Here is a 24,510-nt window from a genome sequence, read left to right on the forward strand (position 1 = left end):
ACATTCTAGCTTGACAATACTGGCTTGGCCTTATCGTTGATGGGGAGCCGCCGTTTCGGCGCGCGCAGGCAGCGACTTAAGACCCTCATCTCGCGCAGCGAGAATAAGTTAAAAACAAGGGAATCTCTCTATGCTTCGGGTTCGCAAACTTGTGCTGGCAATCGCGGCTGCATCCGCGCTGACTTCGGGTGTTGCCAACGCCCTCGGGCTCGGGGAAGTCACCCTGCGATCGTCCTTGAACCAGCCCCTGGATGCGGAAATCGAGTTGCTCGAAGTGCGTGACCTGGCATCGGCTGAGGTCAAGCCGAACCTAGCTTCGGCCGAGGATTTCTCCAAGGCTGGCGTGGATCGCCAGTACTTCCTGCAGGACCTCAAGTTTACCCCCGTCCTCAAGCCCAATGGTCGCAGCGTCATTCGGGTGACCTCCAGCAAGCCGGTCCGTGAACCCTATCTGAATTTCCTCGTCGAGGTGCTCTGGCCCAATGGCCGCCTGCTGCGTGAGTACACGCTGCTCCTCGATCCGCCGCTCTATTCGCCCCAGGCTGCCGCTGCCGTGGCTCCTCGGATCCCGGTCGCCGCGCCTGCTCCGGCGCCGCGTCCTGCTGTAGCTCCGGCCCCTGCCCCGGTCCGTAGCACACCGGCAGCACCAGCTGCTGTCCGTCCGAGTGCCCCGGCTGCAGCGCCGGCTGCCGCGCCCAGGGCGCGGGCCAATGAATACCGCACTACCTCTCGCGACACTCTCTGGGAGATCGCCGAGCGCACCCGTGCCAGTGGTTCGGTGCACCAGGCAATGCTGGCCATCCAGGACCTGAACCCGGATGCCTTCGTCGACGGCAATATCAATCGATTGAAGAGCGGCCAGGTACTGCGCCTGCCCGATGAAAAGCAGATCGCCAGCCGTACCCAGGCCGAGGCCATTGCCCAGGTCCAGGCACAGAACACCGCCTGGCGTGAGGGCCGTAGCCTGGCAGGGGAGGGCAAGCGCCAGCTCGACGCCACCAAGCGCAGCAGCGCCGGCAACGCTCCCGAGAAGGTTGAAACCCAGGACAGCCTGCGACTGGTATCCGCCGCCAGCGGCAAGGCTTCCAGCGGAAGCGACAAGGGCGCCAACGGCGAAAGCAAGGCGCTCAGCGACAAGCTGGCGGTGACCCAGGAAAGCCTGGATTCGGCCCGTCGCGAGAACGACGAACTGAAGAGCCGGATGACCGACCTGCAGAGCCAGATGGACAAGCTGCAGCGTCTGATCCAACTCAAGGACAGCCAGCTCGCAAAGCTGCAGGCCGACATGGCCGGTCAGGGCAAGCAGGCTCCTGCCGCTCCGGCTGAAGCGCCTGCTGCCGCAGCACCGGCCAAGCCGGCAGACGCCCCCGCACAACCCGCTCCAGCTGCACCTGAGGCACCGGCTACTGCCGCTGCGCCCGCTCCGGCCCAGCCGGCCGCTGCTCAACCTGCGCCTGCACAAGCTGCTGCTCCCGCTGCCTCTGCTCCTGTACAGCCCGCAGCTCCGGCGCCCGCTCCCGCGCAGCCTGTCGCGCCTGCGCCGGCACCAGCCGCTGCACAGCCCGCCAAGCCCGCGGAGCCGGCCAAACCCGCCGCTCCCGCCAAGCCGGTACAGACCGCGCCTGCCGCGCCGGTGGTCGAGCCGCCGCAGTCCAGCATCATCGACGACGTGCTGGCCAACCCGATGCTTCTGCTGATGGCAGGCGGTAGTGCCCTGGTAGCCTTGCTGGTGCTGCTGATGGTGCTGTCGCGCCGCAACGCCCTGAAAGAGGCCGAGCTGCAGGACAGCCTGGCCGCGCAGGATGACGAAAACACCTTCGCCGACGATCTCGACCTGAAGGATGACAGCTTCGCCGCGTTCCCCGGTCCGGAGCTGGATTCCGCTGTGGCCGACGAGCCTGAAGCCGTTCCGGCAAGGGCCGAGGAGCGTGTGACCTCGCAGACCAGCGACGTGATCAGCGAGGCCGACATCTACATCGCCTACGGCCGCTTCAACCAGGCTGCCGAACTGCTGCAGGCCGCCATCAACGAAGAGCCCCATCGCAGCGACCTTCGCCTGAAGCTGATGGAGGTCCATGCCGAATTGGGTGATCGCGAAGGCTTCGCACGTCAGGAAAGCGAGCTCCGTGAAATCGGCGGGGCTGGCAGCGATATCGAGCAACTGAAAGCCAAGTACCCGGCCATGGGCGCTGCCGCCGTCGCAGCGACTGCTGCCGCTGGCCTGGCGGCGGCCGACGACCTCGACAGCTTCAGCCTCGACGATCTGACCCTGGACGATGTGCCGGCCAGCGCTCCGGTGGCTTCCGGCGCGGACCTGGATGACGCGTTCGACCTGAGTCTGGACGACCTGGGCTCCGAGCTGGATCTGGAAGTGGCGGAAGAGAAGCCAGCTGCCATTCAGCCGGAGGCTGCACCGGCCAACGAACTGAGCCTGGACGACCTGGAGTTCGAGGCACTAGCTGCGCCGGCCAAGGCTGAAACCGACCTGGATTTTGATCTGGACATTGGTGGCGGCGACCAACTGCTGACTGGCGATGAGAGCCTCGGGCTCAGCGACGACCTGGCCGATTTCAGCCTCGACCTGGAGCCGACCGCTCAGCCGGCAAGCGCTGACGAGGACGATTTCCTGCTGAGCCTGGACAGCGAGCTCGACGCGCCCCTGGCAGACGAACCAGTTGCCCCGACGGTGGAAGAGGCGAGTGCCGGCCTGCCCGACCTGCCGGCTGACTTCGATCTGTCGCTGCCCGACGAGCCGGTTGCCGAGCCGGTGGCCGACAACGACAGCTTTGCCGCGCAGCTGGACGAAGTGACTGCCGAACTGGACCAGCTCTCCGAAAGCCTGCAGAAGGCGCCGGAGTCCGACCCGGTTGCCGTGCTGGAAGACGAGGCTTCGGACCTGGGCCTGGGGCTGGATGAGGAAGATGACTTCGACTTCCTTTCCGGTACCGATGAAACCGCGACCAAACTGGATCTGGCTCGCGCCTATATCGACATGGGTGACACCGAAGGCGCTCGCGACATCCTCGACGAGGTGCTGTCCGAGGGTAATGACACTCAACAACAGGAAGCGCGCGAACTGATCGCACGACTCAGCTGATAGATGACAGAAGCAGTACCCACAGCGGCAGCCGAAACGGCTGCCGTTGGCATTTACAGAATCGCCCTTGGAGTCGAGTACAAGGGTTCGCGTTATCGTGGTTTCCAGCGTCAGATCGACGGGGTTCCGTCCATCCAGGGCGCCCTGGAAAAGGCACTTACCCGTGTGGCTGGCGGCGTTCCCGTCGCCCTGAGTTGCGCTGGCAGGACCGATGCCATGGTGCATGCCAGCGGGCAGGTGGTGCATTTCGACACCCCGGTGGCAAGGTCCGAGCACGCCTGGATAATGGGTGCCAACGCCAACCTGCCGACGGATATCAGCGTCACCTGGGCCAGGCAGATGCCGTCGAATTTCGATGCCCGTTTCAGTGCCGTGGCGCGGCGTTATCGCTATGTGATCTACAACGACGAGATTCGTCCGGCGCACATGGCCGAAGAGGTGACCTGGAATCACCGCCCGCTCGATATCCAGCGCATGCGCGAGGCCTCCCGTTACCTGGTCGGCACCCATGATTTCAGTGCATTCCGTGCCAGCCAGTGCCAGGCCAAGTCGCCGATCAAGACCGTGCATCACCTGGAGCTGATCGAGTACGGCCGTTTGATCGTGCTGGATATCCGTGCCAACGCCTTCCTTCACCACATGGTGCGCAACATCGCCGGAGTGCTGATGGCCATCGGTGCTGGCGAGCAGCCGGTCGAATGGGCGAAGCAGGTCCTGGATGGCCGCATCCGCCGCGAGGGCGGGGTGACGGCGCACCCTTACGGGCTCTACCTGGTCCGCGTCGAGTATCCGGAAGAGTTCGACATTCCGGAGCGCTTCCTGGGGCCGCACTTCCTTTCCGGTTTGCCGGATGTGGTGGGCTGACGCTGCCTCGGGCCTTTGCTAACATCCCAGGTCTTTAGCCTTCAGGTACCTGCATCTTGTCAGCCGTTCGCATCAAAATCTGCGGTATCACCCGAATCGAGGACGCCCTGGCCGCAATCGCCGCCGGGGCGGATGCCCTGGGTTTTGTGTTTTACGCCAGGAGCCCGCGAGCGGTCACGCCCGCCCAGGCCAGCGCCATCATCGCTGCACTGCCGCCGTTCGTGACCACTGTCGGGCTCTTCGTCGACATGCCGCGCGCCGAATTGACCCGGCTGCTGAGCGAAGTTCCGCTGGACCTGCTGCAGTTCCATGGCGATGAAGGCCCGGACGACTGCGCAGGTTACGGCCGTCCATACATCAAGGCATTGCGAGTCAAGGCGGGTGACGACGTCGCCGCGGCGATCGCGCGCTACCCTGCGGCCTCCGGGATCCTTCTCGACACCTTTGTTGCGGGCACGCCCGGTGGCACCGGCGAGGCTTTCGACTGGAGCCTGGTGCCCCAAGATGCGGCAAAGCCACTGATCCTCGCGGGCGGGCTGACTCCGGAGAACGTCGCTGACGCGGTGCGCCAGGTGCGTCCCTACGCGGTGGATGTGAGCGGTGGCGTCGAGGCCAGCAAGGGCATCAAGGATGCCGCGAAGATTCAGGCCTTCATCCAGCAGGCACGCGGCTGAAATGCGGATCGCGGAAACTTTCGCGTGTCCGGCGGCTGGCGCGTCTCCTGCATATGTGACGGACGGCGATTCGCTGCCGTCCATAAGCGAGTTGCCCACGCAGGCGAAGCCTGCCGGGTCGCGTGGCAAGGCTGCGTCGATCGGGCCTGTTTATTACGAGGGCGATGGCAAGGTCATCGCCAGGGTGATCCCCGGACATATCGTCAGGGCCGGGATCGCAACCATGAATTCGCTCAAGGACATGCGCGGGGCTATGAACCGCTAGCGCGTGTTCGGGCCTGAAAGCTGTGGAGAACTAGAGCATGAGCAACTGGCTGGTAGACAAGCTGATCCCTTCGATCATGCGTTCCGAGGTGAAAAAGAGCTCGGTCCCGGAAGGCCTCTGGCACAAGTGCCCGTCCTGCGACGCGGTGCTGTACAAGCCCGAGCTGGAAAAGACGCTGGACGTCTGCCCGAAATGCAACCACCACATGCGCATCAATGCTCGCACCCGTCTGGATATCTTCCTGGATCCGGAAGGCCGTGAAGAAATCGGTGCCGACCTGGAGCCGGTGGATCGCCTGAAGTTCCGCGACAGCAAGAAGTACAAGGACCGCCTGGCGGCCGCGCAGAAGGATACCGGTGAGAAGGATGCCCTGATCGCCATGCGCGGCACCCTGCACAAGATGCCGATCGTGACCTGCGCCTTCGAATTCTCCTTCATGGGCGGTTCCATGGGCGCTATCGTCGGCGAGCGCTTCGTGCGTGCCGCCAACGTCGCCCTGGAGCAGCGCTGTCCGCTGGTGTGCTTCTCCGCGTCCGGCGGTGCCCGCATGCAGGAAGCCCTGATCTCCCTGATGCAGATGGCCAAGACCTCCGCAGCCCTGGCGCGCCTGCGCGAGGAGGGCATCCCGTTCATTTCCGTGCTGACCGACCCGGTCTACGGCGGCGTTTCCGCCAGCCTGGCGATGCTCGGCGACGTGATCGTCGGCGAGCCGCGTGCACTGATCGGCTTCGCCGGTCCGCGCGTGATCGAGCAGACCGTGCGCGAGAAACTGCCCGAAGGCTTCCAGCGCAGCGAATTCCTGCTGGAGCACGGCGCCATCGACATGATCATTCCCCGCGCGGAACTGCGTGAGCGCCTTGGCCGGCTGCTGGCGCAGATGATGCGTCTTCCTTCCCCGGCTATCGCATGACCCAGAGAACCCTTGCCGACTGGCTTTCCTATCTTGAACAACTCCACCCCACGGCTATCGACATGGGGCTGGAGCGCAGCCGCGAAGTCGCCAGCCGGCTCGGCCTGAGCCGGCCGGCGCCGAAGGTGATCACGGTCACCGGCACCAACGGCAAGGGTTCCACCTGTGCTTTCCTGGCCGCGCTGTTGCGCGCCCAGGGGCTCAAGGTCGGCGTGTACAGCTCGCCGCACCTGCAGCGTTACAACGAGCGGGTCCAGTTGAATGGCCAGGAGGCCAGCGACCAGGCGCTCTGCGACGCCTTTGCCGCCGTCGAGGCGGCGCGCGGCGAAATCTCCCTCACCTATTTCGAAATGGGCACCCTGGCCGCCTTCTGGCTGTTCCAGCATGCAGCGCTGGATGCCGTGGTGCTGGAAGTGGGCCTGGGTGGCCGCCTGGATGCGGTGAACCTGGTGGACGCCGACCTGGCGCTGGTGACCAGCGTTGGCCTGGATCACGCCGACTGGCTGGGTGATACCCGGGAAAGCGTCGCCTTCGAGAAAGCCGGCATCTTCCGCGCTGGCAAACCTGCCCTGTGTGGCGACCTCGACCCGCCGCAGCCGCTGCTGGAGCAAGCGAACGCACTGCCCGCCCCGTTGTTCCTCCGTGGCCGTGATTTCGACCTGGCGCAAGGCGAGGCCAACTGGCACTGGCGCGGCGTGAGCGCGTCCGGCCAGGTGCTGGAATTGCACGATCTGCCCCTGCTCGACCTGCCCATGGAAAACGCCGCCCTGGCGCTTCAGGCGTACGCACTGCTGGACATGCCCTGGCAGCCGGAGGCCTTGCAGGCTGCCCTGCTGGGCACCCGCGTCACGGGGCGTCTGGATCGCCGCCAGATCGATTGGCGCGGCAAGCGAATTTCCCTGCTGCTGGATGTCGGGCACAACCCCCAGGCGGCCGAATACCTGGCTGCGCGCCTGACCGCCCGACCTGTCGCCGGGCGCCGTTCGGCCGTGTTCGGCCTGCTTTCCGACAAGGATCTCCCCGGGGTTCTTCGCCCTCTGCAAGGCTGCCTGGCCAACTGGGCAGTCGCCCCGTTGCCGACGCCGCGGACCCGCCCCGCGTCCGAGTTGCAGGCGGCATTGACGAACCTGCATGCAAGCGTCAGTGTCCACGAAAATATCGCTGCAGCACTCGACGCACAGTGCGAGCAGGCGACACCGGACGACGAGATCCTGGTGTTCGGCTCGTTCTACAGTGTGGCTGAGGCGCTGAGCTGGCTGGAAAGCCGCGCAACGGGGGAGTAGGGGAAATGGCTGTACTGGACAAGGGACTCAAGCAACGTATCGTCGGCGCGCTCGTGCTGGTGGCGCTGGCGGTGATCTTCCTGCCGATGCTGTTCAGCCGTGAGGACGAGCTGCGCCAGGTCGTGGTCGAGGCCCCGCCGATGCCGAAAGCACCGGAAATGCCTGCGGTCGAGCTCGAGCAGGTCCAGGTGCCGGAACCCCAGGCGCTGCCCCAGGAACCCGTGCCGCCGCTGGAGCCGGCCGAAGATGCGCTGGCGTCCAATACGCCGGCGGTCGAGCAACCTGCTCCGGCTCCGGTTCCCGCTGCGCCTGCCCAGCCTGTTGCGCCGGCCGCTCCGGCGCAGCCGCAATCCCAATCCAAACCCCAGGTACAGGCCAAGGCGCCTGCTCCGGCGGCCCCCGTGGCCGAGGTGAAGACCGAAGAGAAGCGCCTGGACGTCAATGGACTGCCGGTCAGCTGGTCGATCCAGCTCGCCAGCCTGTCCAACCGCGCCAGTGCCGAGAACCTGCAGAAGAACCTGCGCAGCCAGGGTTACAACGCCTATATCCGCAGCGTCGAAGGCATGAACCGCGTCTTCGTCGGGCCGGTCATCGAGCGGGCCGAGGCCAATCGCCTGCGTGACCAGCTGGCGCGCCAGCAGAAGCTGAACGGCTTCATCGTTCGTTTCCAGCCGGAAAAGGGCTGACAGGTCGGGATAGTCGAGCCCTTTCGGTTCTGCGGGTTACCGGAGTCAAAGGGCTCTGCTAAAATGCAGCGCCTTTTCCGTTTGTGGGCCGCATCGTGGCATTCACCTGGGTCGATTGGACGATCATCGCCATCATCGCCGTTTCCAGTCTGGTCAGTTTGAGTCGGGGTTTCGTCAAGGAAGCTCTCTCGCTGCTGACATGGATAGTCGCAGGTGTAGTGGCCTGGACTTTCGGCGGCGCCCTGTCGTTGCACCTCACCGAATTCATCGAAATGCCTTCGGCGCGTATCATTGCCGCATGTTCCATTCTTTTCGTCGCCACCCTTCTGGTTGGCGCCTTGATCAATTTCCTGATCGGCGAGCTGGTCAGGGTCACCGGCATGGATGGCACCGACCGCGTCCTGGGCATGGCCTTTGGCGCCGCCCGTGGTGCGCTGCTGGTCGTGCTGCTGGTCGGCCTGCTCAGCCTGGCGCCGGTGCAACAGGATCCCTGGTGGCAGCAATCCACGCTGTTGCCGCATTTTCTAATGGTCGCCGACTGGTCGAAGAACCTCATTCTGGGCTTTACCAGTCAGTGGCTCGCGAGCGGCATCAGCTCACCCAGCTGATGCGTCGCACCCGAAAGAATGCCCTTCCATTTCCAACCGGTCTGGGCGGGTACTTGATTAGCCTGAACTACTAGCAGGGGTTGCGTCACATGTGTGGCATCGTCGGTATCGTCGGTAAGTCGAACGTCAATCAGGCGCTGTATGACGCGCTTACCGTCCTTCAGCATCGCGGCCAGGACGCTGCCGGTATTGTGACCAGCCATGATGGCCGGCTCTTCCTGCGCAAGGACAACGGCCTGGTGCGCGACGTCTTCCAGCAGCGCCACATGCAGCGCCTGGTCGGCAACATGGGCATCGGCCATGTGCGCTATCCCACCGCCGGCTCCTCCAGCTCCGCCGAAGCCCAGCCGTTCTACGTGAACTCGCCCTACGGCATCACCCTGGCGCACAACGGCAACCTGACCAACGTCGAGCAGCTGGCCAAGGAAATCTACGAATCCGATCTGCGCCACGTGAACACCAACTCCGACTCGGAAGTGCTGCTCAACGTATTCGCCCACGAGCTGGCCCACCGCGGCAAGCTGCAGCCCACCGAGGAAGATGTGTTCGCCGCCGTTTCCGGTGTGCACGAACGCTGCAAGGGCGGTTATGCCGTGGTGGCGATGATCACCGGCTATGGCATCGTCGGCTTCCGCGATCCCCACGCGATCCGCCCGATCGTCTTCGGCCAGCGCCACACCGACGAAGGCGTGGAATACATGATTGCCTCCGAAAGCGTCGCCCTCGACGTGCTCGGCTTCACCCTGATCCGTGACCTGGCTCCGGGCGAAGCGGTGTACATCACCGAGGACGGCAAGCTCTACACCCGCCAGTGCTCGGCTGACCCGCAGTACTCCCCCTGCATCTTCGAGCACGTCTACCTGGCGCGCCCGGACTCCATCATGGATGGCATCTCCGTCTACAAGGCGCGTCTGCGCATGGGCGAGAAGCTGGCCGAGAAGATCCAGCGCGAGCGTCCCGATCATGACATCGACGTGGTGATCCCGATCCCGGATACCAGCCGCACTGCAGCCCTGGAGCTGGCCAAGCACCTGGGCGTGAAGTTCCGCGAAGGTTTCGTGAAGAACCGCTACATCGGCCGTACCTTCATCATGCCGGGCCAGGCCGCGCGCAAGAAGTCGGTACGCCAGAAGCTCAACGCCATCGAACTGGAATTCCGCGGCAAGAATGTGATGCTGGTGGACGACTCCATCGTGCGCGGCACCACCTGCAAGCAGATCATCCAGATGGCCCGCGAAGCCGGCGCCAAGAATGTCTACTTCTGCTCGGCTGCCCCGGCGGTGCGCTACCCGAACGTCTACGGCATCGACATGCCCAGCGCCCACGAGCTGATCGCCCACAACCGTTCCACCGAGGAAGTGGCCGAGCTGATCGGTGCCGACTGGCTGGTTTACCAGGACCTGCCGGACCTGATCGATGCAGTGGGCGGCGGCAAGGTGAAGATCGACCATTTCGACTGCGCCGTATTCGATGGCCAATACATCACCGGGGATGTCGACGAGCAGTATCTGAACAAGATCGAGCAGGCGCGCAACGACGCTTCCAAGGCCAAGGCCCACGCGGTCAGCGCCATTATCGATCTGTACAACAACTGATCTGCAGGCCGTAGTCTCGCGCCACAGGTCGATAGCCCGGATTCCATCCGGGCTACGTTTTTGAAGAGGTGGGAACATGACGAAGGAATGGGAAGCCGGAAGGCTGGACAGTGACCTGGAAGGCGCGGCCTTCGAAACCCTGGCTGTGCGTGCCGGACAGCGTCGCACGCCGGAGGGTGAGCACGGCGAGGCCATGTTCCTCACCTCCAGCTACGTGTTCCGCTCCGCTGCCGACGCCGCAGCGCGCTTTGCCGGCGAAGTGCCGGGCAACGTCTATTCGCGTTACACCAACCCGACTGTGCGAACCTTCGAAGAGCGCATCGCCGCACTGGAAGGGGCCGAGCAGGCCGTGGCCACCGCGTCCGGCATGTCCGCCATCCTCGCCATCGCCATGAGCCTGTGCAGTGGTGGCGACCACGTGTTGGTGTCCCGCAGCGTATTCGGCTCCACCATCAGTCTGTTCGAGAAGTACCTCAAGCGCTTCGGCATCGAAGTCGACTACCCGGCCCTGTCCGATCTGGACGGCTGGAAGGCGGCAATCAAGCCCAATACCAAACTGCTGTTCGTCGAGTCGCCGTCCAACCCCCTGGCAGAGCTGGTCGACATTTCGGCCCTGGCCGACATCGCCCACGAGAAGGGCGCCTTGCTGGTGGTGGACAACTGCTTCTGCACCCCGGCCCTGCAACAGCCGCTGAAACTGGGGGCCGACATCGTCATGCATTCGGCCACCAAGTACATCGACGGCCAGGGCCGCACCATGGGCGGCGTGGTCGCCGGCCGTGCCGAGCACATGAAGGAAGTCGTGGGTTTCCTGCGTACCGCGGGCCCGACTCTCAGCCCCTTCAACGCCTGGGTGATGATCAAGGGTCTGGAAACGCTGCGTGTGCGCATGCAGGCCCACTGCGCCAGCGCCCTGGAAATCGCGCGCTGGCTGGAGCAGCAGCCCGGTATCGAGCGCGTCTACTACGCCGGGCTGGAAAGCCATACGCAGCACGAACTGGCCAAGCGCCAGCAGAAGGGCTTCGGCGCGGTGGTCAGCTTCGAGGTCAAGGGCGGCAAGGAAGCAGCCTGGCGCTTCATCGATGCCACCCGGATGATCTCCATCACCACCAACCTGGGCGACACCAAGACCACCATCGCCCATCCGGCCACCACCTCCCACGGCCGCCTGTCGCCGCAGGAGCGTGCCAACGCGGGCATCAGCGACAGCCTGATCCGCCTGGCCATCGGCCTGGAAGACCTGGACGACCTCAAGGCCGACCTGAAGCGCGGACTCGCTGCACTGTAACTGGCTGCGGCCTTCTTGCCTGTGGGGCAGGGAGGTCGCGCTGGGCCCCGCAGTGAGGCGAGTCCGCTGCGTTGGGTTTTGCTTCGCGTGCGGAGCGCCGCGCGACGGAGCGTCCGCTAGGGTGCGTTGTACGCACCAGTGCAGTACCTCAACGAAGGCGAGAAAGCAGGTGCCGCCCCGAGGCGGCACCTGCTGATCCTCAATCCGTAGCGGTACGCACCGGATTGCGAAGGGCGGCGAGCGAGTCGTGCGCTGCGCCGATCGGCTGGTCATTCAGCAGTGCCTTGCACAGCGATATGCACAATCCCACCATCACCAGCAGGAAGGGCGCGGCGAAGATGATGGCGGCGGTCTGCAGTGCATTGAGGCCGCCCATCACCAACAGCACCGAGGCCGCAGCGCTAGTCAGCACGCCCCACAGCGCCACCAGCCAGCACGGCGGCTTCAGGCTGCCGCGGGCGCAGAGCATGCCCATGACGATGGCGCCCGCATCGGCCCCAGATATGAAGAACACACCCACCAGCACAATGGCCGCGAATGAGGTCAGCGCCGCGGCGGGATACTGCGCCAACAACATGAACAGCGCCACCGCCGGCCCCTGGTCCTTCACCGCTGCGGCGATGCCGCCCGCGCCGGCCAGTTCCGAGTACAGCGCCGAACCGCCCATGATCGCGAACCACACCATCGTCACCCCGCTGGGAATGACGATCACGCCGGTCACGAATTCGCGAATGGTACGGCCGCGCGAAATGCGCGCGATGAAGGTGCCTACGAAGGGTGCCCAGGAAATCCACCAGGCCCAGTAGAAGATGGTCCAGCCGGCGAGCCACTTGCCATCGCTGAACGCCGCGGTGCGGAACGACATCGGTATCAGTTGCTGGAGGTATTCGCCTATCGAGGCCACCAGCGTATTGACGATGAATACGCTGGGGCCCACTGCCGCCAGGAAGAGCAGCAGTAGCACCGCGATCACCATGTTCAGGTTGCTCAGGAACTGCACCCCCTTGCCCACGCCGGAAATGGCGGAAAGGATGAACAGCACCGTCATCACCACGATGATCGCCAGCGCGATGCTGTTCGATTCGCCGGTGTTCCACAGGTAGTTCAGACCGCTGTTGATCTGCTGCGCGCCGAGGCCGAGCGAGGTGGCGGTGCCGAACAGCGTGGCCAGGACCGCCAGGATGTCGATCGACTTGCCCAGCGGTCCGCGTACGCCTGCCTCGCCAATCAGCGGCGTAAAGGCACTGGAGATCAGGTTGGGCAGTCCCTTGCGGAACGAGAAATAGGCGATGACCAGGCCGACGATGGCGTAGATCGCCCAGGGGTGGAATGCCCAATGGAAGTAGGCGTAGCCCATGGCGATCTTGGCCGCTTCCCTGGAGTGGGGCGGCGCCAGTTCGGGCGGAATGCTCGAAAAGTGCGTGATCGGTTCGGCCACGCCCCAGAACATGAGCCCGATGCCCATGCCGACGCTGAACATCATCGCGATCCAGGAAGAGGTTCTGAACTCGGGTTGTTCATCGTCCTTGCCGAGTTTGATCCGGCCGAAGCGGCTGAATGCCAGGAACAGGGCGAAGCCCAGGAAGAACGCAGTGGATAGGACGAAGCTCCAGCCGAACCAGTCGATGATCTTGTCCAGCAGCGCCTGCGCCGCAGTCGACAAGCCCTTGGGCCAGATCGCCCCTCCGGCGACCAACGAGGCCGATATCACGACAGCCCCCCAGAATACGACCTTGTCGACGGGTGATTTGGGTGTCTTGTGCATAGGCCTCCTCAAGCTTTGCGTACTTTTTCTTGTAGGTTTGAAACCTGCCGCTGGGCGACGGTCCGAGCCCCGTAATGGTCGCGTGGCCGCTGAAGCGCTTCTTGCGCGTGGACGATGCTCGCCGATCCAATTGCGACAGACTTCGACCAGACGGTTGCGCTGGCGCCGCTGGCATTACATCGCCGGTGGCCATTTCCAGGCAATTGGCAAGGCGGCTGTTGTGATGTTGAAGAGCGTTTGCGGGCACAGCTCGCAGGATGGGGCGCTTGCGATACCCATCGATCAAGGTCGATCGGAATCGCCTGGCTTCATCACATCCTGTGAGGGGAGGAGGCGGCGCAGCGCGTTGGGCCTGCGCCCTGACCAGCCTAGGGCGCGTCGTGCGCTTTCTGCGCCAGGCGTTCGCGGCAGAAGTCCACGAACAGCTGTGCGGGCTTGGTGAGCTGGCCGCGCTTGAGGCGGGCGGCGACCAGGCCGGAGGTGGCGACGGGTTCGGCGACGTCGACGGTGACCACTTTCTTGCCGTCGTAGGTGCACTCCGAATGGGGGCGGGTGACCAGCAGGGAGAAGCCGAAACCCTGGCCGACCATGCCGCGCACCATCTCGATCGACGGCGAGCTGAAGACGATGTTGGGCGTCAGGCCCAACTCGTGGAACAGGCTGACGAAATAGGTCCGGCTCGGCTGCACGTCCAGGAGGATCATCGGCTCCAGGCAGAGGTCGCGCAGGGACACCTGGGCCTGGTTGGCGAAGCGGTGGTTTTCCGGCAGCAGGGCGTACGGCTTCTGCGGCGGCATCAGCGGCTCGGTGGCGATGGTGCTGTCCAGGTCGTGTTCGTAGAGGAAGGCGAGGTCGAAGGTACCGGCGGTCAGGCCCTGCACCAGCTCCTGCTGCTCGCCGTCGCGGATGCGAATGTCCACGCCGGGATACAGCTCGCGGAAGCCGGCGATGAGCTGGGGCAGGTAGAGCGGGGCGACGGTTTCGAAGCAGCCGATGTCGATCTGCCCGGCGACGATGTCGTTGTCGGCCAGGGCGTTCTGTTCGAACTCGCGGGCCACCCGCAGCAGCTCCTGGGCCTTCTCGTAGAAGCGCGTGCCGCTGGGGGTCAGGGACACGCCCTGGGCGTGGTGGCGGATGAACAACTGCACCCCGAAGCTCTCTTCCAGGCCCTTGATGGCGGTGGAGATGGACGGTTGGGCGATGTACAGCTTGCGCGAGGCCTCGGCCACGCTGCCGGCCTCCACCGTTGTCACGAAATACTTGAGTTGTCGCAAGGTATAAGCAGCCACGGGCACCTCTGCTGTCGGCCGCCTGCGCACGCGCGAGGCGATTCTGTGTGCTTGTCGTTGTGGGGGGAACTTACCTCAGGCAGCGCCTGCGAGGCCGCATGAGCTGCCGAGTTTTTTCATATGACTCGAGCATAATTTTAATAATTTTCCTATGCCTGAAGCTGGAGCACCATCTGCCTCGACCCGAATAACAACCTGACCGCGCAGACGGTCGATCTGGGAGTGCAGCGTGTTCGATCTTGGCTATTGGCAGCAGCGGGCTGCCCGGCAAGCATTCACTGACAAGGCGTTGATCGGCGGTCGCCAGGTGTCCGCCGCCTCCGGCGCAACCTTCGACTCGATCAATCCGGCCACCAACCAGTTGCTGGCCCGCGTCGCCGCCTGTGGCGAGGCGGAAGTCGACCTGGCCGTGCGCACCGCGCGCCGCGCCTTCAATGACGGCCCCTGGGCGCGCATGGCACCGTCGGAACGCAAGAAGATACTGCTGCGCCTCTCCGAGCTGATGCTGGCCCATCGCGAGGAGCTGGCCCTGCTGGACTCGTTGAACATGGGCAAGCCGGTGATGGACGCCTACAACATCGACGTACCGGGCGCGGCCCATGTGTTCGCCTGGTACGGCGAGGCGCTGGACAAGCTCTACGATCAGGTTGCGCCCACCGCGGCCAGTGCGCTGGCCACCATCACCCGCGAAGCGCTGGGCGTGGTCGCCGCCGTGGTGCCCTGGAACTTCCCCCTCGACATGGCTGCCTGGAAGCTGGCGCCGGCCCTGGCCGCCGGCAACAGCGTGGTGCTGAAGCCCGCCGAGCAGTCGCCGTTCTCCGCCTTGCGCCTGGCTGAACTGGCACTCGAAGCCGGGCTGCCCGAAGGCGTGTTGAACGTGGTGCCGGGCCTGGGCGAGAGCGCCGGCAAGGCCCTTGGCCTGCACCCCGACGTGGATTGCCTGGTGTTCACCGGCTCCACCCAGGTGGGCAAATACTTCATGCAGTATTCGGCCCAGTCCAACCTCAAGCAGGTCTGGCTGGAATGTGGCGGCAAGAGCCCGAACCTGATCTTCGAGGACTGCCGCGACCTGGACCTGGCCGCGGAGAAAGCCGCCTTCGGCATTTTCTTCAACCAGGGTGAAGTCTGCTCGGCCAACTCGCGCCTGTATGTGCAACGTTCCATCCAGGACGAATTCATCGAACGCCTGCTGGCCAAGGCCCGCGACTGGATGCCCGGCGATCCGCTGGACCCGGCCAGCCGCGCCGGCGCCATCGTCGATGCCGGACAAACCGCCCGCGTCATGTCCTTCATCGAAGGGGCGCAAGGGGAGGGCGCGCGACTGCTCGCCGGCGGTCGTCGCCTGACCTTCAACGGCTCCAGCAACTTTGTCGAACCCACTGTCTTCGCCGATGTGCGCAGCGACATGCAACTGGCTCGGGAAGAAGTGTTCGGCCCGGTGCTGGCCATCAGCGCCTTCGACAGCGAAGAAGAGGCGATACGCCTGGCCAACGACAGCATCTACGGCCTGGCCGCCTCGGTGTGGAGCGACGACCTGCACCGCGCCCATCGCGTCGCCCGCGCACTCAAGGCGGGAACGGTATCGGTGAACACGGTGGACGCTCTGGACGTCGCGGTGCCCTTCGGCGGCGGCAAGCAATCCGGCTTCGGCCGCGACCTCTCGCTGCATTCCTTCGACAAGTACAGCCAGCTGAAAACCACCTGGTTCCAGCTGCGCTGAGATTCACCCGGCCGCACGCCCCTGCAGCGCGCGGCCGGCCATAACAAGAAACACATACCCTCCGCGTGGTGCCACGCGCGGGGTCATGACTGTCTCGGCAACTGATCACAACTTACAAGTAGTGAGGGAGTTTCCATGCTCAAGCCCTTCCCGTGCATCCGTGCCACCCTCGGTATCGCCCTGCTGGCCAGTGCCAGCGTGCCGGCCCTGGCCGAGTCCTCCAGGCTCACCGTGATCTCCTTCGGCGGTGCCACCAAGGCCGCGCAGGAAGTGGCCTTTTACAAACCTTTCGAACAGAGCGGCGCCGGCAAGGTGGTGGCCGGCGAGTACAACGGCGAGCTGTCCCGGGTGAAGGCCATGGTGGACATCGGCCAGGTCACCTGGGACGTGGTGGAAGTGGAGAGTCCCGAACTGCTGCGCGGTTGCGAGGAAGGCTTGTTCGAACGCATGGACCCGGCCGTGCTCGGCCAGTCCGCCAGCTACATACCTGGCACCGTCAGCGAGTGCGGCGTGGCCAACTACGTCTGGTCCATGGTGCTGGCCTACAACGCCGACAAGCTGGCCAGTGCGCCCGGTTCCTGGGCGGACTTCTGGGACACCCAGCGCTTCCCCGGCAAGCGCGGCCTGCGCAAGGGCGCCAAGTACACCCTGGAGGCGGCACTGCTGGCCGACGGGGTGAAGCGCGAGGACCTTTACAAGGTGCTGGAAACCCCCGACGGCGTATCCCGTGCATTCCGCAAGCTGGATGAGATCAAGCCGCATATCCAGTGGTGGGAAGCCGGCGCCCAGCCGCCGCAATGGCTGGTGGCCGGCGACGTGGTGATGTCCGCTGCCTACAACGGTCGCATTGCCGCCGCGCAGCAGGAAGGCTCGAAACTGACCATTGTCTGGAACGGCAACCTCTACGACCCGGATCACTGGGCCATCGTCCGTGGCAGCCCGAACAAGGCACTGGCCGAGCGCTTCATCGCTTTCGCCAGCCAGGCGGAAACCCAGAAGACCTTCTCCAGCCAGATCCCCTACGGCCCGGTCCACAAGGACGCCCTGGCCGCCTTGCCCGCCGCGACCCAGGCGCAACTGCCCACTGCACCGGCCAACCTGGCCGAGGGGCAGCTGGTCAGCGCAGAGTTCTGGGTCAACCACGGCGAGGAGCTGGAAGAGCGCTTCAACGCCTGGGCAGCACGTTGATCCATCCGCAATTGGGGGCGGGCGGCGTCCCGCTTCAGTCCCCCTGCGTCCTGCGGACGCCGCCGGGCACGGTGGCCGAGCGGGCGCGATTGGCGAGGCCGGCCCCCGTCGTACCTGCCTGACCAGGCCCGCCGGCATCCACGGCCGGGCGAACAGATAACAAATACAAGATTGGAGAATGTCATGACTGCAAGTGTGTCCATTCCTGCCCAGGGGCAGGAGGAGGTGGGCGGTTTCCGCCGGGTGCTGGGGCTGGGGGCGCTGCTCTCGGTGGCCATCGGCCTGGTGGTATCCCAGGGGGTGATGGTGCTGATGCTGCAGGGCGCCGGTTTCTCCGGCCTGGGCTTCATCGTGCCGCTGGGGCTGGCTTACCTCCTGGCCCTGAGTTACGCCTGTTCCTTCTCCGAACTGGCGCTGATGATTCCCCGCGCCGGTGGCCTTTCCAGCTACACCGAAGTGGCGCTGGGGCACTTCCCGGCCATCCTCGCGACCTTCTCCGGCTACGTGGTGGTAGCGATGTTCGCGCTGTCGGCCGAACTGCTGCTGCTCGACCTGATCGTCGGCAAGATCTACCCGGGCGTGTTCCCGCCGTTCAGCATCGCCTTCGGCGTGCTCGGCCTGTTCACCGTCCTCAACCTGATGGGCATCGACATCTTCGCCAGGCTGCAGACCGCACTGGCGGCGGTGATGGTGTTCGTGCTGCTGTTGCTGGGCATTGCCGCCATCGTCGAAGGCGCGCCGAGTGAAACCGCCCGCAGCGTGATCCAGGGCGACTGGAACCCCATGGGCACTGGTGTGCTGACGCTTACCGCCCTGGCTGTGTGGGGCTTCGTCGGCGCCGAGTTCGTCTGCCCGCTGGTGGAGGAAACCAAGCGGCCGGAGCGCAACATCCCGCGCTCGATGATCATCGGCCTGACAGTGATCTTCTTCACCATCGCTCTCTACTGCCTGGGGGCGCTGTTCATGGTGCCGCAGGAAGCGCTGACCACCGACGCGCTGCCGCACTACCTGTTGGCCACCACAGTGTTCGGCAAGGCCGGTGAGCTGTTCCTGGTGATCGCCTCGGTGACCGCCACGTTCAGCACCCTGAACTCTTCCCTCGCGTCCATTCCGCGCATGCTCTATGGCATGGCGCAGAACGGCCAGGCGTTCCCGATCCTCAAGCGCCTCAGTCCGCGCGCCCGTACGCCCTGGGTGTCGGTGCTGTTCGTGTCGGCCATCACTGGTCTGCCGATCCTGGTGCTGGGGCAGGACGCCGCCTCGGTCAACCTGCTCCTGCTGGCCGCCGCGCTGGCCTGGCTGCTGGCCTACATCATCGTCCACCTGGATGTGATCGCCTTGCGTCGTCGCTACCCGGCCATCGCCCGTCCGTTCAAGACGCCGTTCTATCCGCTGCCGCAGCTTTTCGGTATCGCCGGGATGCTCTACGCCATCTGGTATGCCTCGCCGAGCCCGGACATGACCGGAAAGATCTTCGGCATCGCTGGCGTGGTGCTGGGGCTGGTGTCGGTGATCACGGTGGTGTGGATCAAGGTCGTGATGCGCAAGGACCTGTTCCGCCCCGAATCCCTGGAGAACATCCACTGACCCTGTGACCGATTCACCCGGGGCCGGTCCGGTCCCGATCCCGCCCGACCGCGTGCCGGGCCCTTGCCCGCCGCTGGCCTTGCATCATTGCCGCGGCCGCAGGGCGCCCGGCGGGCAGGGCAGCTTTTTCGTATAGCCCGAAGACAATTTTAATAATTTCGCTGCCCGGCGGCTTAAGCCAGCATCAGGTACCCCTGAATACCGGGACGAGGAGACCCCTAACAATGAACGCTCAATTCCAGGCCCAACGTGAAACCCGTGACTACCAGGCAGCCGATGCGGCCCACCACATCCATGCCTTCCTCGACCAGAAGGCGCTGAACGCCGAAGGGCCGCGGGTGATCGTTGGCGGCGAGCGCCTCCACCTCTGGGACAACGACGGCAAGCGCTACCTCGATGGCATGTCCGGACTGTGGTGCACCAACCTCGGCTACGGCCGCAAGGACCTCACCGCTGCCGCTACCCGCCAGCTGGAGCAGCTGCCGTACTACAACATGTTCTTCCACACCACCCACCCGGCGGTGGTGGAGCTGTCGGAACTGCTGTTCAGCCTGCTGCCGGGCCACTACAGCCACGCCATCTACACCAACTCCGGTTCCGAGGCGAACGAAGTGCTGATCCGCACCGTGCGCCGCTACTGGCAGATCCTCGGCAAGCCCGAGAAGAAGATCATGATCGGCCGCTGGAACGGCTACCACGGCTCCACCCTGGGGGCCACGGCCCTCGGCGGCATGAAGTTCATGCACGAGATGGGCGGCATGCTGCCGGACATCGCCCACATCGGCGAGCCGTACTACTTCGCCGAAGGCGGCGACCTGACGCCGGAAGAGTTCGGCCTGCGCGCCGCCCGCCAGCTGGAGGAGAAGATCCTCGAACTGGGCGCCGACAAGGTGGCTGCATTCGTCGCCGAACCCTTCCAGGGCGCCGGCGGCATGATCTTCCCGCCGGAAAGCTACTGGCCGGAAATCCAGCGCATCTGCCGCAAGTACGACGTGCTGCTGTGCGCCGACGAAGTGATCGGCGGCTTCGGTCGCACCGGCGAGTGGTTCGCCCACCAGCACTTCGGTTTCGAACCGGACACCCTGTCCATCGCCAAGGGCCTGACCTCCGGCTACATCCCCATGGGCGGCCTGATCCTCAGCAAGCGCATGGCCGAAGTGCTGGTGGAACAGGGCGGCGTGTTCGCCCACGGCCTGACCTATTCCGGCCACCCCGTGGCGGCGGCCGTGGCCATCGCCAACCTCAAGGCGCTGCGTGACGAAGGCGTGGTGGCCCAGGTGAAGAATGACACCGGCCCCTACCTGCAGCAGTGCCTGCGCGAGGTGTTCGGCAACCACCCGCTGGTGGGCGATATCCAGGGCGCCGGCTTCGTTGCCGCGCTGCAGCTGGCCGAAGACAAGGCCACCCGCAAGCGTTTCGCCAACGAAAACGACATCGCCTGGCGTTGCCGCACCATCGGCTTCGAGGAGGGCGTGATCATCCGTTCCACCCTGGGCCGCATGATCATGGCGCCAGCCCTGGTGGCCACTCGTGCCGAGATCGACGAACTGGTGAGCAAGACGAAAATCGCGGTGGATCGCACCGCGCAGGAGCTGGGACGTCTCTGACGCCCACTACGGATTGCCGGCGACCAGGGCCGGCGGCCCGACACCACAGCTGCTAGGCAGTTTTACGGCGCCCGGGATTGCTGCCCGCGCGCCGTTTTTTATGGCGGGATTCTGGTGGCCTGTTGCTGTAGGGGCGAATTCATTCGTCAAGCAGGCCGAAGGTCTGCCCCTTGGGGTCGCTTCGCAACCCTTGGCGATTGAGATCGCCCTACAACGATTCAGCACCACAGAGACCTGACGACGAACGGTTGGCGAGGATATATTGCGTTCGTAATATTACGAGCGTAATTTAAGTCCACCGCTTGAAGCCCCAAGCCCTTTCCCCGGAGACAGAACCATGAGCGAACAGAAGCACCAAGGCGTTGCCCTGATCACTGGCGCATCCACCGGTATCGGTGCCACCTATGCCAGGCGCCTTGCCGAGCGGGGCCATGACCTGCTGCTGGTCGCCCGCGACCAGAACCGCCTGGAAGACCTGGCCGTCCAGCTGCGCGAACAGGCGGGCGTGAAGGTGGAAGTGCTGAAGGCCGACCTCACCGAGAAGACCGAGCTCAACCGCGTGGCCCAGCGCCTGCGCAGCGACGCCGCCATCAGCATGCTGGTGAACAACGCCGGCGTGGCCATCAGCGGCAGCCTGCTGGACACCGACCTGGAGCGCTTCGACGCGATGATCCAGCTCAACGTGGTGGCCGTGACCCACCTGGCCGCCGCCGCTGCCGCCAACTTCGTCGCCCAGGGGCGCGGCACCCTCATCAATATCGCCTCGGTGCTGGCCCTCGCGCCGGAAATGTTCAACGGCACCTACAGCGGCACCAAGGCCTTCGTGCTGAACCTCAGCCAGTCGCTGAATCAGGAAGTGGGAGAGAAGGGCGTGCGCGTGCAGGTGGTGCTGCCGGGCGCGACCCGCACGGAAATCTGGGAACGCTCGGGCACCGGTATCGAGAACATCCCGCAGGACATCCTCATGGACGTGGGCGAGATGGTGGACGCGGCGCTGGCCGGACTCGACCAGGGCGAACTGGTGACCATCCCCTCGTTGCCGGAAAAGGAAGACTGGGACCGCTTCACCGCGGCGCGCTTCCACATGGCGCCGAATCTCTCGCGCTCGGCGGCGGCGGAGCGTTACAAGGCCTGAGCGCCATCAGCGCTCGAGGCGGTTGGCAAGGCAGGGCCGATTGGCCCTGCACTGTAGTGAGCCACGCACGGCCGGCCTTCATTCCTGTGTGCCAAGGCATTTTCCGGGCCGCGACAGGCACCTGTCGTTGATGCCATCCTTGCGCCTTCCCCAGCATTTCCCAGACGGCAGCCCGGACCGACCCATGCCCCTCAACATCAAGGACATCATCGACAACGCCTCACTGCGTACCCGCCTGCTCAGTGGCGCGGCTGGCCTGTCGCGCCGTGTGCGCTGGGCCCATGTCTGTGAACTTGCCGATCCCACCGAGTGGCTGGGCGAGGGTGATCTGTTGATGACCACGGGGATCGGCATTCCCGCCGATGCCAGCCAGCAAACGGTCTATCTGGAGCGTCTGGCCCAGGCCAAGGTGGCCGGCCTGATGATCGGCGAGAACATGCAGGCGCCGGCGAATATCCAGGCCTTGCAGGCCACTGCCGAGCAGTTGGATTTCCCGCTGCTGATGACCCACTACTCGGTGCCGTTCTCGGCGGTGACCCGCGCCATCCTCGAAGCCGACAAGCAGGAAGAGTTCGAGCGTCGCAACGCCATCAGCCGCCTGTACGAAAGCGCCAGGATGGGCCTGCGCGGAATAGGTGTCCGAGCCCTGCTGGAGCGGCTGGCGAAGGATGTGCGGGCGCGGCTCTACCTGTTCGATGCGCGCAGCCTGGAGCCCTGGCAGCCGACGCTCGAACCCTTGCCGGTAGCCTGGCGCGAGGCGCTGCTGGGCCGTCGCCAGGAGTTGCGCGGGGCGGCACCGGCGGTACTGCGATGCACGCTCAGTGATCTGGACGACGAGGCCCTGGTGATGGCGCTGCCGTCACAACCCTCCTGCGAAATACTCGCTCATGGCGGGGAACTGCTGGACTACGGCCTGCTGCACCACCTGGTGGGCGTGCTGGGAATCGAACTGGAGCGCCTGCACGCGGAACAGGAGCGGCAGCTGCGCCTGGGTTCCGAACTGCTCGACGACCTGCTGCAGCAGCGGCTGGGGGAACGCGCCGCGCGGGAACGCCTGGCGCAGCTGCAATGCCCGGTGGAAGAGTCGACAGTGGCGCTGGCCCGCCACCCGGCAGGGCTGGCGGAGGATTGGCAGCAGCGCCTGCGGCGCCGTGGCCTGGTGTTCCTGGCGCGCAGCATGGGCCAGGAACTGGTGGTGATGATCCGGGTGCGGGGAAGCGCAGCGCTCCTGCAGGCCGAACTGGGTTGTCCGCTGGGGCTGAGCAACCGGGTCGGGCACCCGGCGCGGGCCCAGGAGGCGCTGCGCGAGGCGCGCCTTGCCCTGGCCCATGCCTCTGCACGCTACCCCCTGGTGGCCTATGACAGCGTGCAGGCTGAACAACCCTGGCTACCCGGCAGCCTGGAAGAGGCCGCGCGCGTCCATCGCAGCGTGCTCGGCGCGCTGGCCGATTACGACCAGCAGCAAGGCACGCAGTTGCAGGAGACGCTGCGGGTCTTCCTGGAGCAGAACCGCTCCTGGCAGAAGGCCGCGCAGCATCTGAACGTGCACAAGCAGACCCTGGTGTATCGGGTGCGCCGTATCGAGGAAATCACCGGCCGCTCTCTGGATAGCACCGAGGATGTCGCGGTGCTCTGGATCGCGCTTCGCGCCGGGGAAATCGCCGGAACCAGGGCCTGATGGCGAGGCTCGCCGGGCCCGTTACCAGCTGCTCGGCAACAGGCCCAGGGCCGAAACCACCGCGTAGACGCCACTGGCGGCGAACATCAGCACGATGAAACCCTGGATCAGCGGATGGGCGTACCAGCCGCAGGTGAACTCGGGAGTCCGGTCGCCGGCCCGGCGTGCCGCATTGAGCAGCAGGATCGGGATGATACCCATCAGCACGCCGCCGAAGGTGCCGGCGAAGTAGAGCGCATCGACGAAGCTGCCCAGGCCCGAGTACGCCAGCAGGAACGGCGGGACGGCCACCAGGGCGAGCACGGCCAGGCGCTTGCGGCGATCGGTTTCGCTGCCCAGGCGGAAGTGGTCGAAGATGTTGGTGAAAAGGCAGCCACCCAGGCCCCAATAGGAGGTGAGCATGGCCAGCAGGGCGAAGGTGTTGGCCACGTAATAGGCCCACAGGCCGAGCGACTTGCCCCAGCTCAGGGTGGCGACCTCGCTGAGGTTCTCGCTGCCCACCAGCGCGATGACCGACGCGGGAATGGCGGCCACCAGCACGAAGGTCAGCACCATCCCGAGCACGATCAGCCGGGGGAGACGCTTCGGCGTCGTCAGGTTGCCACGGACCAGTTCAGGAACCAGGAACTGCGCACCGAAGACGAAGACGGCGAGGTTGAACACGGGCACCACGTACTGCCACTGGCTCTGCCAGAGATGCGCGATACGCGTGTCATCGTGCAGCAGGGTGGCGCCTATCAGCATGCAGACGATGGTCACCATGCCGGCGCTGATGAGCTTTTCGCCCACGCCCAGGGCCTTGAGGCCAAGGTAGAGAACCAGCGCGGAGGGCACGAAGAAGATCAGGCTGCCCAGCTGCCGGCTCATGCCGTATTCGCCGAAGAAGTCGGTCATGATGTTGCCGCTGCCGGTCATGTAGGCGACCAGGGCGCCGTAGCTGTTGGCGGCGACGGCAATGAAGATCAGCCACCCTCCCAGCGAGCCGAGGTAGCGCCGCGACAGGCCGCTGAGCTGCTTGTTGCCCCGGGTTCGCAGGCTGGCTTCGGCGACGTAGAGCATGGTGATGATGCAGAAGATGCAGGTGATCGCCAGGCACACCAGCAAGGGCAGGTAGCCCACCTTGCGTGCGGCGTAGGCCATGCTGAGCACGCCTGCGCCGATATTGGTGCCGATGATGATGGCAATGGATTCCAGCGAGCCCAGGGCATGGGCCTTGAGGCCGGGTTCCAGTTCGATCCGTTCGTTCATACCCACTTCTTGTTTCCTCTTTT

Annotated in this window: 18 protein-coding genes; 15 read left to right on the forward strand and 3 right to left on the reverse strand. The window is 65.1% G+C overall.

The genetic code is table 11. The features are described 5' to 3' along the window. The first annotated feature begins 130 nt into the window (after positions 1-130). The 9 genes from ACFW0B_RS14410 (at position 131) to ACFW0B_RS14450 (ending at position 11,270) form a co-directional block, all read left to right on the forward strand. Positions 131-3,097, forward strand: a complete 2,967-nt coding sequence (locus tag ACFW0B_RS14410; RefSeq protein WP_449149235.1) for a FimV/HubP family polar landmark protein — start codon at positions 131-133, stop codon at positions 3,095-3,097. Positions 3,098-3,100: 3 nt separating this feature from the next. Next, positions 3,101-3,961 carry a tRNA pseudouridine(38-40) synthase TruA gene (gene truA, locus ACFW0B_RS14415; protein WP_449149237.1) on the forward strand — a complete coding sequence of 287 codons (861 nt, stop codon included), beginning with the start codon at positions 3,101-3,103 and terminating at the stop codon, positions 3,959-3,961. Positions 3,962-4,017: 56 nt separating this feature from the next. Beyond that, positions 4,018-4,635 carry a phosphoribosylanthranilate isomerase gene (locus ACFW0B_RS14420; protein ID WP_449149239.1) on the forward strand — a complete coding sequence of 206 codons (618 nt, stop codon included), beginning with the start codon at positions 4,018-4,020 and terminating at the stop codon, positions 4,633-4,635. Between the two features lie 302 nt (positions 4,636-4,937). Next, positions 4,938-5,810: an acetyl-CoA carboxylase, carboxyltransferase subunit beta gene (gene accD, locus ACFW0B_RS14425; protein WP_449149241.1), complete on the forward strand. Its 873-nt coding sequence runs from the start codon at positions 4,938-4,940 to the stop codon at positions 5,808-5,810. Further along, positions 5,807-7,093: a bifunctional tetrahydrofolate synthase/dihydrofolate synthase gene (gene folC / locus ACFW0B_RS14430; RefSeq protein WP_449149243.1), complete on the forward strand. Its 1,287-nt coding sequence runs from the start codon at positions 5,807-5,809 to the stop codon at positions 7,091-7,093. The genes accD and folC overlap by 4 nt, the downstream gene beginning before the upstream one ends. A 5-nt stretch (positions 7,094-7,098) precedes the next feature. Beyond that, positions 7,099-7,779 (forward strand): SPOR domain-containing protein, encoded by a 681-nt coding sequence (locus tag ACFW0B_RS14435; RefSeq protein WP_449149245.1) that lies wholly within the window; start codon positions 7,099-7,101, stop codon positions 7,777-7,779. Between the two features lie 95 nt (positions 7,780-7,874). Continuing rightward, positions 7,875-8,387 (forward strand): CvpA family protein, encoded by a 513-nt coding sequence (locus ACFW0B_RS14440; RefSeq protein ID WP_449149247.1) that lies wholly within the window; start codon positions 7,875-7,877, stop codon positions 8,385-8,387. Between the two features lie 89 nt (positions 8,388-8,476). Next, entirely contained in the window at positions 8,477-9,982 is a 1,506-nt protein-coding gene (gene purF / locus ACFW0B_RS14445) for an amidophosphoribosyltransferase (RefSeq protein WP_449149249.1), read from the forward strand. Positions 9,983-10,058: 76 nt separating this feature from the next. Continuing rightward, on the forward strand, positions 10,059-11,270 hold the full coding sequence (locus tag ACFW0B_RS14450) for an O-succinylhomoserine sulfhydrylase (protein ID WP_449149251.1): 1,212 nt from the start codon (positions 10,059-10,061) through the stop codon (positions 11,268-11,270). Positions 11,271-11,469: 199 nt separating this feature from the next. On the opposite strand, the gene ACFW0B_RS14455 is transcribed toward ACFW0B_RS14450, so the two are convergent. Together ACFW0B_RS14455 and ACFW0B_RS14460 are read right to left on the reverse strand one after the other, a co-directional pair. Further along, a complete protein-coding gene (locus ACFW0B_RS14455) occupies positions 11,470-13,035 on the reverse strand; it encodes a BCCT family transporter (RefSeq protein WP_449149253.1) in 1,566 nt (521 codons plus the stop codon). Between the two features lie 368 nt (positions 13,036-13,403). Then, positions 13,404-14,324, reverse strand: coding sequence for a LysR family transcriptional regulator (locus ACFW0B_RS14460; protein WP_449149255.1), 921 nt, complete (start codon positions 14,322-14,324; stop codon positions 13,404-13,406). A 229-nt stretch (positions 14,325-14,553) separates the two neighbouring features. Here ACFW0B_RS14460 and ACFW0B_RS14465 point away from each other — a divergent pair, with 229 nt between their 5' ends. From ACFW0B_RS14465 to ACFW0B_RS14490, 6 genes are all read left to right on the forward strand, one after another. After that, positions 14,554-16,044, forward strand: coding sequence for an aldehyde dehydrogenase (locus ACFW0B_RS14465; RefSeq protein WP_449149257.1), 1,491 nt, complete (start codon positions 14,554-14,556; stop codon positions 16,042-16,044). Positions 16,045-16,179: 135 nt separating this feature from the next. After that, the gene (locus ACFW0B_RS14470) at positions 16,180-17,232 is read left to right on the forward strand and encodes an ABC transporter substrate-binding protein (protein WP_449149259.1); all 1,053 of its coding nucleotides are present in this window, start codon (positions 16,180-16,182) and stop codon (positions 17,230-17,232) included. 183 nt (positions 17,233-17,415) lie between these two features. Next, positions 17,416-18,819: an APC family permease gene (locus ACFW0B_RS14475; protein ID WP_449149261.1), complete on the forward strand. Its 1,404-nt coding sequence runs from the start codon at positions 17,416-17,418 to the stop codon at positions 18,817-18,819. A 224-nt stretch (positions 18,820-19,043) separates the two neighbouring features. Next, entirely contained in the window at positions 19,044-20,426 is a 1,383-nt protein-coding gene (locus ACFW0B_RS14480; protein WP_449149263.1) for an aspartate aminotransferase family protein, read from the forward strand. A gap of 337 nt (positions 20,427-20,763) precedes the next feature. Continuing rightward, positions 20,764-21,561: an SDR family NAD(P)-dependent oxidoreductase gene (locus tag ACFW0B_RS14485; protein ID WP_449149265.1), complete on the forward strand. Its 798-nt coding sequence runs from the start codon at positions 20,764-20,766 to the stop codon at positions 21,559-21,561. 184 nt (positions 21,562-21,745) lie between these two features. Next, positions 21,746-23,239 (forward strand): PucR family transcriptional regulator, encoded by a 1,494-nt coding sequence (locus ACFW0B_RS14490; RefSeq protein ID WP_449149267.1) that lies wholly within the window; start codon positions 21,746-21,748, stop codon positions 23,237-23,239. Positions 23,240-23,260: 21 nt separating this feature from the next. On the opposite strand, the gene ACFW0B_RS14495 is transcribed toward ACFW0B_RS14490, so the two are convergent. After that, positions 23,261-24,487, reverse strand: a complete 1,227-nt coding sequence (locus ACFW0B_RS14495) for an aromatic amino acid transport family protein (protein WP_449149269.1) — start codon at positions 24,485-24,487, stop codon at positions 23,261-23,263. Between the last annotated feature and the right edge of the window lie 23 nt (positions 24,488-24,510).

The organism is Metapseudomonas phytobenefica (assembly GCF_043392685.1).
In the GTDB taxonomy this organism is placed as follows: domain Bacteria; phylum Pseudomonadota; class Gammaproteobacteria; order Pseudomonadales; family Pseudomonadaceae; genus Metapseudomonas.

Coding starts and splice junctions, on each gene's coding strand:
- ACFW0B_RS14410 (WP_449149235.1), top strand. CDS start 131: ATGCTTCGGGTTCGCAAACTTGTGCTGGCAATCGCGGCTGCATCCGCG.
- truA (WP_449149237.1), top strand. CDS start 3,101: ATGACAGAAGCAGTACCCACAGCGGCAGCCGAAACGGCTGCCGTTGGC.
- accD (WP_449149241.1), top strand. CDS start 4,938: ATGAGCAACTGGCTGGTAGACAAGCTGATCCCTTCGATCATGCGTTCC.
- folC (WP_449149243.1), top strand. CDS start 5,807: ATGACCCAGAGAACCCTTGCCGACTGGCTTTCCTATCTTGAACAACTC.
- ACFW0B_RS14435 (WP_449149245.1), top strand. CDS start 7,099: ATGGCTGTACTGGACAAGGGACTCAAGCAACGTATCGTCGGCGCGCTC.
- purF (WP_449149249.1), top strand. CDS start 8,477: ATGTGTGGCATCGTCGGTATCGTCGGTAAGTCGAACGTCAATCAGGCG.
- ACFW0B_RS14450 (WP_449149251.1), top strand. CDS start 10,059: ATGACGAAGGAATGGGAAGCCGGAAGGCTGGACAGTGACCTGGAAGGC.
- ACFW0B_RS14455 (WP_449149253.1), bottom strand. CDS start 13,035: ATGCACAAGACACCCAAATCACCCGTCGACAAGGTCGTATTCTGGGGG.
- ACFW0B_RS14470 (WP_449149259.1), top strand. CDS start 16,180: ATGCTCAAGCCCTTCCCGTGCATCCGTGCCACCCTCGGTATCGCCCTG.
- ACFW0B_RS14475 (WP_449149261.1), top strand. CDS start 17,416: ATGACTGCAAGTGTGTCCATTCCTGCCCAGGGGCAGGAGGAGGTGGGC.
- ACFW0B_RS14480 (WP_449149263.1), top strand. CDS start 19,044: ATGAACGCTCAATTCCAGGCCCAACGTGAAACCCGTGACTACCAGGCA.
- ACFW0B_RS14485 (WP_449149265.1), top strand. CDS start 20,764: ATGAGCGAACAGAAGCACCAAGGCGTTGCCCTGATCACTGGCGCATCC.
- ACFW0B_RS14490 (WP_449149267.1), top strand. CDS start 21,746: ATGCCCCTCAACATCAAGGACATCATCGACAACGCCTCACTGCGTACC.
- ACFW0B_RS14495 (WP_449149269.1), bottom strand. CDS start 24,487: ATGAACGAACGGATCGAACTGGAACCCGGCCTCAAGGCCCATGCCCTG.